Origin of the sequence: Roseibium salinum, from assembly GCF_026240905.1 — a bacterium.
GTDB lineage: Bacteria > Pseudomonadota > Alphaproteobacteria > Rhizobiales > Stappiaceae > Roseibium > Roseibium salinum.
The window spans coordinates 3,841,714-3,857,145 of sequence record NZ_JAPEVI010000003.1 but is presented as its reverse complement, the minus strand read 5'-3'; the positions used below and the strand labels follow the sequence as shown (position 1 = coordinate 3,857,145).

Here is a 15,432-nt window from a genome sequence, read left to right as displayed (position 1 = left end):
CGCATGTCATGGCGCGCGCGCTCTTGATGTTTTGCCAAGGAACCTGCAACCGCAATCCTCAGCCAAGGAGCCAAGATGTCTTCCATTTTTTCCCGACGCAGTTTTCTGAAATCCTCCGTGGCGTCCGGCCTCGTGCTGGCCTCGCCGCTCGCCATGCCAAACCTGTCGAGGGCCGCCTCGCGCCCGGTTGTCACCCATGGACTTCAATCCGGTGACGTTGACGCCAACTCGGGCATGATCTGGGCCCGGGCCGACCGTCCGGCGAAAATGCTGGTCGAAATCGACACCACCGGCTCCTTCGAAACGCCCGTGCGGCTTGCGCCGATCGACGCGCTGCCGGAGACGGATTTCACGGCCAAGCGCCTGCTGGAGAACCTGCCTTCGGACCAGGAGATCTTCTACCGGGTCGCCTTCGCCGATCTCAATGACGTCAATGCCGTCTCAGACCCGGTGACCGGCCGCTTCCGCACGGCTCCGGCCTCGCGCCGGAACATCCGGTTTGCCTGGTCCGGTGACACCGCCGGCCAGGGCTGGGGGATCGACACCGACCGCGGCGGCATGAAGACCTATGCCACCATGACCGGCCATCAGCCGGATTTCTTCATCCATTCCGGCGACACGATCTACGCCGACGGACCGCTCAAGGAGACTGTGGAACTTAAGGACGGCACGATCTGGAAAAACATCGTCACCGAAGAAAAGGCCAAGGTGGCCGAAACCCTGGACGAGTACCGCGGCCAGTGGAAATACAACCTGCTCGATGAAAATCTGCGCGCCTTCAATGCCGAGGTTCCGACCTTCTTCCAGTGGGACGACCACGAAGTCGTCAACAACTGGTCTTCTGCCAAGGACCTCCTCTCCGACGATCGCTACAGCGAAAAGAATGTCCATGTGCTCGCCGCGCGCGCGGGCCGTGCATTCCACGAACTGACCCCCATCCGCTATACGCCGGCCGAGCCCGGCCGCGTCTACCGCAAGATCGCCTACGGTCCGCTGCTCGATGTCTTCTTCCTGGATCTGCGGTCCTACCGCGGCCCCAACGGCGCCTCGATGGAAGACGGCATGACCCTCGATACGCGGATCCTCGGTGCGGAACAGCTCGCCTGGCTGAAACGCGAGCTCCTCAACTCGCGCGCCACCTGGAAAGTCATCGCCTGCGACATGCCGATCGGGCTGATCGTCTGGGACAATTTCTCCGAACAGGCGGGCGCTGAGGCCGTCGCGAACGGCGACCATGGGGCACCGAAAGGGCGCGAACTCGAATTCGCCGCCCTGCTGCGGTTCATCAAGTCGGCCGACATCGACAACATCGTCTGGCTGACGGCGGACGTGCACTACACGGCGGCGCACTACTACAACCCGGACAAGGCGCAGTTCCAGGACTTCAAGCCGTTCTGGGAATTCGTCTCCGGGCCGATCCACGCAGGCACCTTCGGTCCCAACGATCTCGACATGACCTTTGGCCCCGAGGTGAAGTTCGTCAAGGCGCCGACGGCCGAGCAGGGCGCGAACCTGCCGCCCTCGATGGGCCTTCAGTTCTTCGGCCTGGTAGACATCGACGGGCAGAGCGAACAGCTTACCGTGCGCCTGATGGACCGGGACGACACGGAGTTGCACAAGGTCACGCTCGACCCGGTTCGCCAGGGCTAGGGTGCGGATCAGGAGCGGGCGGGCCGGAGCGGCCTGCCCGTTTTCACTCCGCCGGCGCAGGCCTGCGCGGGCCGAAACGATTGAGCAACAGGTAGCAGACAATTCCGGCAATGGGCATGCCCGGCAGGATGAAAGCCATACCAAGGACCGGATCGCTGAGCGCTGCGATCGCAAGACTTGCGACAATGCCCCCGCCGAACTGCAGGAACCCGAGCATGGAGGATGCGGCCCCGGCAATATACGGAAAGGGCGCCATCGCCTCGGTGAAACTTGCCGGCAGCACCAGCGCAAGGGCAAAGACGAACAGCGCCACCGGCCCCATGACCGAAAAGATCGACGGCTCCTGGGTCAGCGCGCTGAAGCACATCAGCGCCGCTGCAACGACCCAGAGCGCCAGGCCGTAGGGCACCAGTTTCTGCGCATCGACGATGCGCAGCAGCCGGCCGGTGAGAATCGTGCCCGCGATGAAGGAACCGGACTGGATGATCATGGTCAGGCCGAAGGCTGAGGGCGACAGGCCGACCTCGTAGATCAGGATAAACGGCAGGACCGTTGCCAGCGCGTAAAGATTGCCGAGCCCTGCGCCCACGAGAAGGCTCGGCGCCAGGAAGCGCGGGTCCCTCAGGAGCGTACCGTAATTCCTGGCAAGCTGCCTCGGATTGAGATGATGCATTCCGGGCCCGGGATTGGTTTCGACCTGAAACACGGCGACTGCGGTCATCAGCGCCGCGCCGTAGATGATCATGCACCAGAACACCTCCCGCCAACCGAACAGTTCAAGGACGACGCCGCCGATGGTCGGCGAGACCGCCGGTCCGAGCGCCAGCATCATGGCGATGGTGTTCATGATCTTCGCCGAGGCCTGCCCGGTGAACTGGTCGCGGACGATGGCCCGGGACACGGCAATTCCAACTGCCGCGCCGACACCTTGAAGCGCGCGCGCGACCACCATGAATTCGACCGTCGGCGCAAAGGTCGCCAGCACGCTGGAGACGAGATAGAGGGTCAGAAAGGCCTGGGTCACGGGCTTGCGGCCGAAGGCATCCGTCAGCGGGCCGCAGAAGAGCTGGGTGAGCGCGAACCCGGCAAAATAGGCCGTCAGGGTCAGCTTGACGGCGGCATCCGTCGTCCCGAAGGCTTCGACAAGCGCGGGCATGGCGGGCGTGTAGAGCGCCATCGAAATGGGGCCGATGGCGACAAGCCCCGCCCCGAGCAACGATGTGCGCCGCGCGCTCATGATCGATCTGTCGCCGTTCATTTGTGTTTCCCTCTGGGAACCTCCTGCAGCAGGCTGTCCTTCATCGTCTGCAGAAGCGATTCCAGTGTTTTCCGTTGGTCGTTCGGGATCTCTTCAAGTGCTTTCGCGCGCACGGATTGAAGAGCAATGCCGATATTTTCAAGGAGCGGATCGGCCTTTGGCGTCAGCTGGACCAGCTTCGCCCGCCTGTCGCTCTCGTCGGGACAACGCTTGATCAGGCCGACCCTTTCGAGTGAATCCAGATAGCCGACAAGGGTCATCGGTTCGACGAACATGGCTTCAGCCAGCACGGACTGCCGCTGCCCCGGATAGCGCCACACGTAAAACAGCGTACGGGCCTCACCGGCCGTCAATCCCGTCTCCACCTCCAGAAGGGCCGCCTCGAAGCGCCGCCGGAGCAACCGCGCCAGGTCCACGACCAGCATGGTGACTCCGACATTCGGCGGAGGAAGTGACATTGTCGCTCCAATATAGTAAGGTTACCTTACGAAATACGCCTTCACGTTCATCCTGTCAATGCGCAGCGATGACAGTGCGTTGCACAATCGTCCCGTGCCGCGTATAAAGGCGCCAAATTCGGCGAGGCTGCCGATTTGTAGAAATCTCACATCCAGACATGATGCGGGCCGCAAAGGGCCCGTTCTGTCTTTTGGAGCCCACTCATGAACCTGCGTAATATTGCCATTATCGCACACGTTGACCATGGCAAAACCACACTCATCGACGTTCTTCTGAAGCAATCGGGGGCGTTCCGCGACAACCAGCGCACCGAAGAACGCATGATGGACTCCAACGACATCGAGCGCGAGCGCGGAATCACCATTCTTGCCAAGGTGACGTCGCTGGTCTGGAAAGACACCCGTATCAACATCGTCGACACGCCGGGCCACGCGGATTTTGGCGGCGAGGTCGAGCGTATCCTGCACATGGTCGACGGGGTGATCCTGCTGGTGGATGCCGCCGAAGGCCCGATGCCGCAGACGAAATTCGTGCTCGGCAAGGCGCTCAAGCTCGGCCTGAAGCCGATCGTCGCCATCAACAAGATCGACAAGCCGGAGCAGCGTGCCGAAGAAGTGCTCGACGAGGTCTTCGATCTCTTCGCGGCGCTTGATGCCAATGAAGACCAGCTGGATTTCCCGGTCCTTTACGGCTCGGCCAAGCAGGAATGGATGGCGCTCGACCCGAACGGACCGAAGGACAGGATGGATCCGCTGTTCGACATGGTCATCGACAAGGTCGCCCCGCCGGAAGCCGATCGCGGCGAATTCCGGATGCTGGCGACCACCATTGAATCCGACCCGTTCCTGGGCCGTATCCTGACCGGCCGGATCGTTTCCGGCACGGCTCTCCCGAACATGGCCATCAAGGCGCTTTCCCGGGACGGCACCGTGGTCGAGACCGGCCGCATCTCCAAGCTCCTCGCCTTCCGCGGCCTCGAGCGCCAGCCGATCGAGCAGGGCGAGGCAGGCGACATCATCTCGATCGCCGGCCTCACCAGGGCGACGGTTGCCGACACGCTGTGCGCGCCGTCCGTGAGCGAACCGCTGCAGGCCCAGCCGATCGACCCGCCGACCCTATCCATGACGTTCCGCGTCAACGACAGTCCGCTGGCGGGCACCGAAGGCTCCAAGGTTCAGTCCCGCGTCATCCGCGAACGGCTGATGAAGGAGGCCGAAGGCAACGTCGCGCTGAAAATCGAGGACACGGCCGAAGCCGATGCCTTCGTGGTTTCCGGCCGCGGGGAACTGCTGCTGGCGATCCTGATCGAAAACATGCGCCGCGAGGGCTTCGAACTCGGCGTCGGCCGGCCCCGCGTCGTCTATCAGTACGACGCCGCGAACAACCGGCTGGAGCCGATCGAGGAAATCATCATCGACGTCGATGAGGAGCATTCCGGCGTGGTCGTCCAGAAACTGCAGGAACGCAAGGCCGATCTCCTGGAGATGAAGCCGTCCGGCGGCGGGCGCACCCGCCTGGTGTTCCATGCTCCGACGCGCGGCCTGATCGGTTACCAGTCCGAACTGCTGTCCGACACCCGCGGCACGGCGATCTTCAACCGCCTGTTCCACGGCTACGAGCCCTACAAGGGCCCGATCCAGGGCCGCCACACCGGCGTGCTGCTGTCGAACGGCATGGGCGAAGCGGTCGCCTACGCGCTCTTCAACCTGGAAGACCGCGGCCCGATGATGATCGACCCGGGGACCAAGGTCTATCCGGGCATGATCGTCGGCGAACACACCCGGGGCAACGACCTGGAAGTGAACGTCCTGAAAGGCAAGCAGCTTACCAACGTCCGCGCCTCCGGCAAGGACGATGCGGTGAAGCTCACCACGCCGAAAAAACTCACCCTGGAAGCGGCCCTGTCCTACATTGCCGATGACGAGCTGGTGGAAGTGACGCCCAAGTCCATCCGCCTGCGCAAGGCGATCCTGGACCCGCACGAGCGCAAGCGCCTCGACCGCGCGGCCAACAAGGCATCGGCGTAACCGAACGACGTATCAGCATCAGAAAGCCCGGGCATCGTCCCGGGCTTTTTGTATTTGGGGAGTGAAACGCCCAAAAACGTCATTCCAGACAAGTGCAGTGTAGCTGCACGCAGATCTGGAATCCAGAAATCAGCGTGAGCAGAGCGAACTCAAAAACTTCTTTAAAAAGGCTGCGCTTTCAGCGCGATATATGTCTGGTTTCCGGATCAGCGCTCGGTGTCGCCTCGTCCGTCTGGAATGACGGCCGGTTCATCACACTCCTCTAAAGGTTGATCTTGCTTGTGTGCGCTGCAATAGGCTTAACTCCTTTCCACAGACAGGAACCGGGAGGCAGTGGTGAGCAAGACCAGTCGCGGCAATTTCTTTGAGGATTTCGAGATCGGCCAGGTGATCCGTCACGCGACGCCGCGCACGGTCACCAGCGGCGACCATGGGCTCTACACCGCCCTTTACGGCTCCCGCTTCGCACTTCAGTCTTCCGACGCCTTTGCAAGGTCGCTCGGCTATGCCCACGCGCCGATCGACGACCTGCTCACCTTCCACATCGTCTTCGGCAAGACCGTGCCGGACATATCTCTCAATGCGGTGGCCAATCTCGGTTATGCCGGCGGGCGCTTTCTGGCGCCGGTCTTCCCGGGCGACACGCTCTCGACCGTATCGGAAGTGATCGGCAAGAAGGAGAATTCCAACGGCAAGACGGGCGTCGTCTATGTCCGCTCGACCGGCTATACCGATAGCGGCACCGAGGTTCTGGACTATGTCCGCTGGGTGATGGTCAACAAGCGCGATGCCGCCAGTCCGCCCCCCGAGCCGGTGGTGCCGGACCTGCCTGCCGCGCTGGACCCGCAATCCCTGGGCTCTGCGGTGCCCCTGCTCGACACCAGCAACTGGGATGATGATCTTGCCGGATCGCAGTTCCGCTTCGCCGATTACGCGGTCGGCGAGAAGATCGACCATGTCGATGGCATGACCGTGGAGGAGGCCGAGCACCAGATGGCGACACGGCTCTATCAGAACACGGCCAGGGTTCACTTCAACCAGCACACGCAGGCGCACAGCCGTTTCGGACATCGGCTGGTCTATGGCGGACACGTGATCTCGATTGCCCGCGCGCTTTCCTTCAACGGCCTCGGAAATGCCTTCCACATCGCCGGGATCAACGGCGGACGCCATGTGGGACCACTGGCAGCGGGGGACACCGTCTATGCCTGGTCGGAGGTTCTGGACAAGGTGGAAATGGAGGGGCGCACGGATGTCGGCGCCCTGCGCCTGCGCCTGACTGCAACCCGGAACCTGCCCTGCGCCGATTTCCCGTTGAAGGACGGCGAAGGCAAATACCTGGACGGGATCATCCTGGATTTCGACTACTGGGCCCTGATGCCGACATAGCGGACAGAACGACGGAAACGCTACCGGCCGCCCCGACCGGCGAAAGGTCCGCCCCAAGATAGGAGAGTGGTACGCCGCCGCAGATTACGGCTTGAGCTCCGGCACGACATCGGTGGTAATCGGAGCGCTGGCAGGCTCCTCGGCCGTGGCTTTCGACCCGAATGGCACCCAGCGTTTGAAGAAGCTGCCGACGGCGCCGCTGCCGCCTGCTTCATCCTGAGGGGCAAAGGCCGTTTCCACTGCGGTTTCCGGACGTTGCTGCGGAGCGGCTTCGGGCGCCGCGGCCGCGGCTGTCTGCTGCGGCTGATCCACCGGGCTTTGCGTGGTCGTTTCAGTGGTTGCGGTAATAGCTACGGCCTCCGCCGCATCCTCGCCACCGACAGGCGCCGTGGCGAAGAGGGTCGAACGGCTTTCCCAACGCTTCTGCCGCTCGTCGCGGGCTTCGAAACGCGCGGCCAGCTGCTGGAATTTTTCGTCGTCCTTGCGCTGCTTGGACGATACGGCGGACGCAATGCGCGGATTGACCTCGTAGGCCGGGCACTGCGCACTGGCGCGGAACGGAATGCCTTCCACCAGCGGCACCGCGTCAAAGACATATTTCTTCTCGCAGACCGAGATCTGCGGCGGGGTCTTGGCGATCTCGAAGTGATCATACCCGGTTTTCAGCATCTTCCAGAATTCCATATGCTCGCTGTCGCGGTGGCGCGCCATGTTTTCCGGGGTCATGCGAAACGGGAAAGCCTGGACCTGAAACGACCGCTGGCCGCCCTTGAAACTGTCGCGGGCAAGCGCATAGATGTCCTGGACCTGCTGGTCGGTCATTGCGTAGCAGCCGCGCGACGAGCACGCGCCATGGACCATCAGATGCGAGCCGGTACGCCCGTGGGCTTGATCGTAGTTGTTCGGGTACCCCAGATTGAAGGCCAGGTGATAACTGGAATTCGGGTTCATCAGCCCTGGCGTGATCTCATAGAAGCCTTCCGGGGCCTGACGGTCGCCTTCCTTGAATTTCGGTCCGAGCTCGCCGGACCATTTGCAGATCTCGAATTCCTCCAGGAGCGCGTATTTGCCCGTACGGGTTTGCTTCCACACTTCCAGCGCCGACTCTTCCTTGAAGATCCGGATCATGATCGGCGAGGTGACGCTCATATTGAGGTCGGTTATCTTGCGCTTGATGGAAGCGCTGACCGGGCGCTGGTGTTTGGGACCGTATCCGTATTCGTCCGCCTGACAGCCCACGAGAAGTCCAGCGGCAATGAAAACGGCACCCAGCTTTGCGGATCGGCGGACGCCCTGGCGTTTCAAACTCCGCACGAGACCGGCCTGCATCTGCAATAAGCGCCGAAAGACCATGATATTATCCCAAACTGATCGGAATGCGAGGCGCTGCTGTCCCGTGCCCGCACGGTCGGCCCGCATTTCCTGCGTCACGCCCCCTGCGCTAGGCTAGGGAATGATGGTTGACGATAAGTTACTGAAACCTGATCAATCTTACGATCAAATTTCCGGAGATAAGAACAAATTGTTGGATTGCCCGCTTCCATACCTCTCCCACAATCGCCTGAATGAGGGCAAATTCTGGCCAGACGATGGCAAAGGGGCCCTATTTGCTGTAACCCCCGCGTATTTCGGCAGTTTTTGCGGAGAAGTGACCTAGAGTACGACCACTGGGTCCGTACCCTAGAGGGTCCGGCCGATGGCGATGAACTTGTCACGCCGCTGCTTGCGCAGCTCCTCTGGGGTGAGGCCCTCCAGCTCCGTGAAGGCGGATTCGATCGCCTTTCCGGCGTTGTCGATCACGATCTCGCGGGCGCGGTGCGCCCCGCCCACCGGCTCCTCGATGATCGTGTCGATCACGCCGAGCTGTTTCAGATCCTGGGCAGTGATCTTCAGGGCGGTCGCTGCGTCCTGCGCCTTGGTGCTGTCGCGCCACAGGATCGAGGCGGCGCCTTCCGGCGAGATCACGGAATAGATCGCGTGCTCCATCATCATCACCTTGTTGGCGGTCGCGATGGCAATCGCACCGCCGGAGCCGCCCTCGCCGATGACGATGGAGACAGACGGCGTGCCAAGCCCAAGGCCGGCATCTGTGGACCGCGCAATGGCTTCCGACTGCCCGCGCTCCTCGGCGCCGCGGCCGGGATAGGCTCCGGACGTGTCGACAAAGCTGATCAGGGGCAGGCCGAAACGCTCCGCCATTTCCATGATCCGCACGGCCTTGCGGTAGCCTTCCGGACGGACCATGCCGAAATTGTGCTTCAGCCGCGTTTCGGTGTTGTGGCCCTTCTCCTGGGCGAGAATGGCGACGGACCGGCCGCGGAACCGGCCGATGCCGGCGATCATGGCATGGTCTTCGGCAAATTTCCGGTCGCCGGCAAGCGGCGTGAATTCGTCGACGAGGCCGGCAATGTAGTCCACTGCGTGCGGCCGGTCCGGATGACGGGCGACGAGCGTTTTCTGCCAGGGCGTCAGCTTGGAATAGAGTTCCAGCAGCGTTTGGGAGGATTTCGCTTTCAGCCGTTCGATCTCGTCATCGACATTGACGGCTTCTCCATCAGCGGCGAGCGCCCGCAGCTCCTGGATCTTACCTTCGATTTCCGCGACGGCCTTCTCGAATTCCAAATAGCTGTGCATTTACTCGGTTACCTGAAACAAGCCGGCACCGCCGGCGAAACAGCAGGGGCTCCGGAATGGAGTTACGTGGGCACGACCGTGCCCGAACGGCATAACGTGGAGGGCTGTATCAAGAGACGCAAGGAGGCGCAAGCCTCGGCTTCGTTCCGCCGGCCCCATTTCGGCCGCTTGGAGCATAAGGCGATAAACAGAGGCCGCAACACGCTTTTCCGCGACGGGACCTGAGAGGGCTTCAGCGGGAGGCCTGATCGCTTCCCCCGCCATCGATGTTGAGCTTTGAGGCCTCCACGACGAGGCGGCCGCTCTGCGTGGCGATCGAAATACGATACGGGATGAGCACGTTTTCACGGCCCATCGGCGCGATCCAGACCTCCATGTCGGCCTTGGCCATGTATTTGACCGAGTCCTTGGACGGCCTGTGTCCCGCCACCGGGACCCAGCGCGCCTTGCACACGACCACGGGCCCGTCATAGCCCCGGCCGGAGACTTCCTTGGTCCCCTCGTAGGTCAGTTTGATGTCGAACCGGGTCCAGCCGTCAAAGACCGGCAGATCGCGGGCGCAGGCCTTCGGCCCCAGCGTGTCACTCGACCGGCCGACGGGCATGAGCGCGGCACTCAGCGGATCGATCGCGTTGCGCGTATGACGGTTGGTGACCTTGATACGTTCCTCGTTCGGTTTGAACTTCGGCGCGACTTCCATGCTCCGGATACTGCCGGAGCCCTGAGCCAGGTTGACGTAGAAATCCAGGTTGGCCGCATGGGAAGCCATCCGGTACTTGGATGGCACCACCCGGGAGCCGATCAGCCAGCCGGAAGCCTCCGCACCGCCCTTGCCGGTGGAGAACAGTGTGCCGATTCCCGCCGGTTCCAGGCTCACTTTCGCAGAATAGGCATTGCCCTGCATGACAAGGGACAGCGTCCCCCGCCCGACCTTGAAGCCGGCAACGGAGATCGAATAAAGGCCGCCAACGTTGCTCTTCCCTGCTTCAGCCGGGGTCATCAGCAAAGCCACGGCAAGCATCGGCAGGGCGACCAGCCGCCCGAGCCCGGACCCAAGAGACGTCAAACCAAACACTTCAAACCTCCGCACTGCCGGACCGGCAGCGAACTGCGCCCCCGCGCCGTAAAGTGTTCCGCAACGAAAACAGTAGCATGAATTTCGCCCGCTGAACGCCCCCAATCATTCTAAATTATGGTAACTCAGTGGTTAACGCACCGCGCCTGGGCGAATAAAATCACAGAATCTTGACGAACGGGACGAGACGTCTTGACGTTGGCGCGTGCTGCCATTATAGCGGGGCAACTTTTTTCCGATAAATGCCGGAGGCGATGTCGCCGGGCCCAAGGTCCGCGCCGGTTCCGGTTTGGACTTGCTGGGTTTCAGGTAACGGCCCAGCCACGAAAACAAAAGGTGATATCATGGCACGCCGTTGCGAACTCTCCGGCAAAGATGTGATGACGGGCAACAACGTCTCTCACGCGAACAACAGATCCCGCCGCCGGTTCCTGCCGAACCTGTGCAACGTGTCCCTGATCAGCGACACGCTCGGCGAAACCTTCAAGCTGCGTGTGTGCGCACATGCGCTGCGCTCGGTCGAGCACCGTGGCGGCCTTGACGCGTATCTGCTGAAATCCGCTGACGGCGACCTTTCCGACGCCGCCCGGAAAATCAAGGTCAGCGTCAAGCGCAAGCAGGCCGAAGCCGCCGCTGCTGCCTGACCTGCCGGCGCGCTGCTCCGGTAACCGGTCAACCTTTCTGCATTCCTGCGGATCCGCAGGAATGCGGGCTGATCCAGGGTAACAAGCATGACAGAGACCCGGAGTTTCTCCGAGGGCCATCACGCCATCGCGATCCTCGCGATGGCGATTGTCGTCATGGCCTCCAATTACCTGGTTCAGTTTCCGGTTCAGCATTCCATCGCGGGAGTGAACCTGGCCGACACCCTCACCTGGGGCGCCTTCACCTATCCGATCGCATTTCTGGTCACGGATCTCACCAACCGGCGCTTCGGCCCGGCCGCCGCCCGCAAGGTGGTGATCGCCGGCTTCGTCATCGCCGTCGCCCTGTCGACCTGGCTGGCCAGCCCGCGCATCGCCATTGCCTCCGGCACCGCTTTTCTGGTCGCCCAGCTTCTCGACGTCACCATCTTCGACCGCCTGCGCCAGGCCACCTGGTGGAAGGCGCCCATCGTTTCCTCGCTGATCGGATCGGTGATCGACACGATCCTGTTCTTCGGCATCGCCTTTTCCGCAAGCTTTGCCTTTATCGATGCAATTTTCGGCATGGAAGACAGCTCGCTGGCTTTCCCGGTGCCCCTGCTGGGCATCGCAGAGAGCCTTGACGTACAGCTGTGGGTCTCGCTTGCCGCCGGCGATTTCCTGGTGAAGATCCTCGTCGCCATCGCCCTGCTGGCCCCCTACCGGATCGTCCTCAGCCTCTTCCGGCCGGCCGCCAACGGATCGGCGGCGTGACAAAGAGCGCCCGGAAGCAAGGCATCTGCTTCATTCGGCACCTTGTCCAGGTTCTCTTTAGGCATCACCAAATCTCCGGCGAGATCTGAACCGCTGTCCGACAACCCTAGCCGGCGAAAGTGCATACCCCGACGTCGCGCGGACGAACCCGACCCGCCTTCAGGTCGCTCATTTGCGGCGCGTCCGTTTTGCTGACCCCTTGATGCTTGTGATAAGTGGCACGGTCGACCTCAATAAGTCGTCCGGACGAGGTAAATATGCCCATCCCGGTCTCGCCGATATAGACCACGCCGACGTTCAACAGGCAGAAGTATTTCTTGCCTTCACCGGTCAGATACCATCCCATGGATCCAGAAGGACTTCTGGTGAGCTTGCTTATCTTGTAACCTTTGGAAGCCAAATTCTTGTAGCTTGCAGCCCAGGCTGTTTGGCCGGATACGCCTGTGAAAACAGCAAGGCTCAGGCTCAACAAGGCGAACCTTTTCAGAAATTCATTCTTCATGAACACTCCTCGGCAGTATTAACAGGGGAGCATCTAACACGAGAAAATTTTCGATAGCACCAGATTCTATTGGACGAACTACCGATCCAGCCGGAACCGCAGAAAAACCGTTCGCTGCAACAGCGACCGGTTGTCGTCCGACACGAGCGTCAGGATGGTTTCGCCGCCGGCGTTCCGGTGCACCGCCAGCGCTTCCATATTGTCGATCTGATAGCCGAAATCGGCCTCCAGGAGCAGTTCCCCGTCCAGTACCGCTCCTGGCGCAATCAAGCCGCCCGAAAAGCGGCGCAGGCGCAGGCCGATCAGGTCGCGCAGGTTGAACCGGCGCTCCATCAGCACAAGATCGCCATCGGGCAGAAACGCCGCATCCGTGGCGTCGAAGCGGTCGGTGCGGCGGATGCTGAAACGTTCGGAGCGGTTTTCGCCGATGATGTAGCCGGCCAGGTCGTGAGCGTCGCTCGGCGAGGATTCGCTCACCGCCACCAGCTTTCCGGCAAGTGCACCCTCTTCCGGCCCGCCGGCCAGGGATTCAAGGCCGGTGTTGCGGGGCAGCGCGCGGATTTCCTCAGGCAGGGACAACGCGCCGATCATCGGTTCCATGCCGGTTTCGAGCGGCCAGGGAAAACGGTAGATCGCATTTCGGGTTTCGGCCGTCACATAAAGGCCCGAGGGCGTCAAGGCCAACGCCTCGGTATCGTGTCCCCAGCGCGCCTTGAGGGTCTTGCCGTCGCTCCCGCGCAGCGGCGCATATCTGACCTCTGTGATGTCGAGCGGCGCCCCCTCGTCCGACTGCCCCACACTGCCGGCGACCCAGTTGCCATTGTCGGTGACCGCCAGGAACCGGCTGCCGCCGTCGAGGCTGAGAAGGCCCGACAGACCGCCAATGTTGCGGTCGGATGCCAGCAGTTCCAGTCCGCCGAGAAAGGTCAGCTTGCCGAACTGCCCCTCGTCATGGCCGATGCGGAAGAAGCCGATCGGCTTGGTCCGGACGGTGACCGGTTCTCCCCGGCTCAGAAGCTCCTGCGCGAGGCTGGGCACTGGCCACAGAAGCCCTGCGGCCATAACCGCCAGGACGACCGCGGCCCCGCACGCTCCCCGAAACCGCTGAGGTCTCACGAGCCGCGGCGCCTACCGGCGCCCGGCACGGCGCCGGCCGCGCGTCTGGAACGCGAACCCGGCTTCGTCATCGAAGAGATCGGCCAGCTGATCCGTCATGGCGCCGGCCAGTTCCTCCGCATCGACGATCGTCACGGCGCGGCGGTAGTAGCGGGTCACGTCATGGCCGATGCCGATGGCGATCAGTTCGACCGGCGACCTGGTCTCGATTTCCTCGATCACGTAGCGCAGATGACGTTCCAGATAGTTGCCCGGATTGACGGACAGCGTCGTGTCGTCCACCGGCGCGCCATCGGAAATCATCATCAGGATGCGCCGCTGTTCCGGCCGGGCCATCAGCCGGTCGTGGGCCCACAGCAGCGCTTCGCCGTCGATGTTCTCCTTCAGGAGGCCTTCGCGCATCATCAGGCCGAGATTGCGACGAGCCCGCCGCCAGGGCGCGTCCGCGGATTTGTAGATGATGTGGCGCAGATCGTTCAGCCGCCCCGGCGCCGGGGGCTTGCCGGCGCCGATCCAAGCCTCGCGCGACTGCCCGCCCTTCCAGGCCTTGGTCGTGAAGCCGAGAATCTCGACCTTCACGCCGCAGCGCTCCAGCGTGCGGGCCAGAATGTCGGCGCAGGTCGCCGCGACCGTGATGGGGCGTCCGCGCATGGAGCCGGAATTGTCGAGCAGCAGCGTGACGACCGTGTCGCGGAAATTGGTGTCCCGCTCCTGCTTGAAGGCCAGCGGCGCCATCGGGTCGGTGACGGCCCGGGTCAGCCGTGCCGTATCCAGAATGCCTTCCTCCAGGTCGAAGTCCCAGGCCCGGTTCTGCTGCGCCATCAGCTTGCGCTGCAGCCGGTTGGCGAGCCGGCCGACAGCGCCCTGCAGATGGGTAAGCTGCTTGTCCAGGAAGCCCCGCAGACGGTCGAGCTCGGCCATGTCGCACAGATCTTCCGCCGAGGTCGTCTCATCGAACTGATAGGTGAAGACGCGATAATCGGACTCCGGACGGTTGGTGAAGGGCGTGTTCCGGCGGTCGCTTTCCCCGGGCTCCTCGGTGTCCTCTGCCATGTCCTGGTCGGCAAAGTCTTCCATGTCCGCCTCGGCGGCCTCGGTCTCGCCGCTGTCCTGCTCTTCGCCGGAAAGCTCCATCTCCTGGGGAGCGGTTTCCTGCTCGCCGGTATCCTCCTGGCCGTCGTCGCCGGTTTCCGCTTCGTCGTTGTTGCCCTCGTCCTCGTTCTGGTCCGGATCCATGTCCTGGTCGTGGTCGCCGAGTTCATCGGCCATGTCCAGGGATTTCAGAACCTCCCGGAGCTGACGGCCGAACAGGTTCTGGTCCTCGACCTCCGCTTCCAGCTTGTCGAGCTCGCCTCCCGCCTTGTCCTCGATCCAGTCTCGCCACATGTCGACGAGCTTGGTCGCGCTTTCCGGCGGCCTTGCGCCGGTCAGGCGTTCGCGCACGATCAGCGACAGGGCGTCCTGGAGCGGGGCGTCCTCACGGCTGGTAATCTCGGCTGCACCGGATTTGCGGAACCGGTCGTCCAGCATGACCGCCAGGTTGTCGGCGACACCCTGCATGCGCCGCGCCCCCACCGCCTCGCAGCGCGCCTGTTCGAGGGCCTCGAATATGACCTTTGCTTCCGCACCCTGCGGCACGTTCCTGGCGTGCAGCGCCTTGTCGTGGCAGGCAAGGCGCAAGGCCATGGCATCCGACAGGCCGCGGGTCACCGAGATCTCGTGAATATTCACCTTGCGGGAAGGTTCCGGCAGACGGGCGGTCAGGCCGGACAGGCCCGGCCGGTCGCCGGAGAAGATCACCTCCAGTTCCGCTTCGCCGGCAATCGCCCGCATGGCGCCGCTCACCGATTGCTTGAACGGTTCGGTGCTCGGTGCGGGTTTGTTACCCGGAAGGGAATTGCTGCCTGGGCGTGGAGCCATGCTTA

General features: G+C 62.7%; 13 protein-coding genes. 5 read left to right on the top strand and 8 right to left on the bottom strand.

The features are described from left to right. The first annotated feature begins 75 nt into the window (after nucleotides 1-75). A complete protein-coding gene (locus tag ON753_RS22490; RefSeq protein WP_265965642.1) occupies nucleotides 76-1,650 on the top strand; it encodes an alkaline phosphatase D family protein in 1,575 nt (524 codons plus the stop codon). 43 nt (nucleotides 1,651-1,693) lie between these two features. On the opposite strand, the gene ON753_RS22485 is transcribed toward ON753_RS22490, so the two are convergent. After that, complete coding sequence (locus ON753_RS22485; protein WP_265965641.1) at nucleotides 1,694-2,908, bottom strand: multidrug effflux MFS transporter; 1,215 nt, start codon at nucleotides 2,906-2,908, stop codon at nucleotides 1,694-1,696. Further along, on the bottom strand, nucleotides 2,905-3,366 hold the full coding sequence (locus tag ON753_RS22480) for a MarR family winged helix-turn-helix transcriptional regulator (protein ID WP_265965639.1): 462 nt from the start codon (nucleotides 3,364-3,366) through the stop codon (nucleotides 2,905-2,907). Before ON753_RS22480 ends, ON753_RS22485 begins: the two co-directional genes overlap by 4 nt. 204 nt (nucleotides 3,367-3,570) lie before the next feature. On the opposite strand from ON753_RS22480, the gene typA reads away from it, so the two are divergent. Together typA and ON753_RS22470 are read left to right on the top strand one after the other, a co-directional pair. Further along, the gene (gene typA / locus ON753_RS22475) at nucleotides 3,571-5,394 is read left to right on the top strand and encodes a translational GTPase TypA (protein WP_265965637.1); all 1,824 of its coding nucleotides are present in this window, start codon (nucleotides 3,571-3,573) and stop codon (nucleotides 5,392-5,394) included. A 336-nt stretch (nucleotides 5,395-5,730) separates the two neighbouring features. Continuing rightward, nucleotides 5,731-6,783 carry a MaoC family dehydratase gene (locus tag ON753_RS22470; RefSeq protein WP_265965634.1) on the top strand — a complete coding sequence of 351 codons (1,053 nt, stop codon included), beginning with the start codon at nucleotides 5,731-5,733 and terminating at the stop codon, nucleotides 6,781-6,783. Between the two features lie 84 nt (nucleotides 6,784-6,867). Here ON753_RS22470 and ON753_RS22465 read toward each other — a convergent pair whose 3' ends face one another. The 3 genes from ON753_RS22465 to ON753_RS22455 all read right to left on the bottom strand — a co-directional run bounded on the left by ON753_RS22465 (nucleotide 6,868) and on the right by ON753_RS22455 (nucleotide 10,492). Next, nucleotides 6,868-8,136, bottom strand: a complete 1,269-nt coding sequence (locus tag ON753_RS22465; RefSeq protein ID WP_265965631.1) for a L,D-transpeptidase family protein — start codon at nucleotides 8,134-8,136, stop codon at nucleotides 6,868-6,870. 327 nt (nucleotides 8,137-8,463) lie between these two features. Next, nucleotides 8,464-9,417, bottom strand: a complete 954-nt coding sequence (locus ON753_RS22460; protein WP_265965628.1) for an acetyl-CoA carboxylase carboxyltransferase subunit alpha — start codon at nucleotides 9,415-9,417, stop codon at nucleotides 8,464-8,466. Between the two features lie 232 nt (nucleotides 9,418-9,649). Further along, on the bottom strand, nucleotides 9,650-10,492 hold the full coding sequence (locus ON753_RS22455) for a DUF3108 domain-containing protein (protein ID WP_265965626.1): 843 nt from the start codon (nucleotides 10,490-10,492) through the stop codon (nucleotides 9,650-9,652). A gap of 344 nt (nucleotides 10,493-10,836) precedes the next feature. On the opposite strand from ON753_RS22455, the gene rpmB reads away from it, so the two are divergent. Continuing rightward, entirely contained in the window at nucleotides 10,837-11,136 is a 300-nt protein-coding gene (gene rpmB, locus ON753_RS22450) for a 50S ribosomal protein L28 (protein WP_265965624.1), read from the top strand. Nucleotides 11,137-11,223: 87 nt separating this feature from the next. Then, nucleotides 11,224-11,889 (top strand): queuosine precursor transporter, encoded by a 666-nt coding sequence (locus ON753_RS22445; protein WP_265965621.1) that lies wholly within the window; start codon nucleotides 11,224-11,226, stop codon nucleotides 11,887-11,889. A 106-nt stretch (nucleotides 11,890-11,995) separates the two neighbouring features. On the opposite strand, the gene ON753_RS22440 is transcribed toward ON753_RS22445, so the two are convergent. From ON753_RS22440 to cobT, 3 genes are all read right to left on the bottom strand, one after another. Then, nucleotides 11,996-12,391, bottom strand: a complete 396-nt coding sequence (locus ON753_RS22440; protein ID WP_265965619.1) for a hypothetical protein — start codon at nucleotides 12,389-12,391, stop codon at nucleotides 11,996-11,998. 78 nt (nucleotides 12,392-12,469) lie between these two features. Further along, the gene (locus ON753_RS22435; protein WP_265965616.1) at nucleotides 12,470-13,429 is read right to left on the bottom strand and encodes an esterase-like activity of phytase family protein; all 960 of its coding nucleotides are present in this window, start codon (nucleotides 13,427-13,429) and stop codon (nucleotides 12,470-12,472) included. A 90-nt stretch (nucleotides 13,430-13,519) separates the two neighbouring features. Further along, nucleotides 13,520-15,427, bottom strand: a complete 1,908-nt coding sequence (gene cobT / locus ON753_RS22430) for a cobaltochelatase subunit CobT (RefSeq protein WP_265965614.1) — start codon at nucleotides 15,425-15,427, stop codon at nucleotides 13,520-13,522. Between the last annotated feature and the right edge of the window lie 5 nt (nucleotides 15,428-15,432).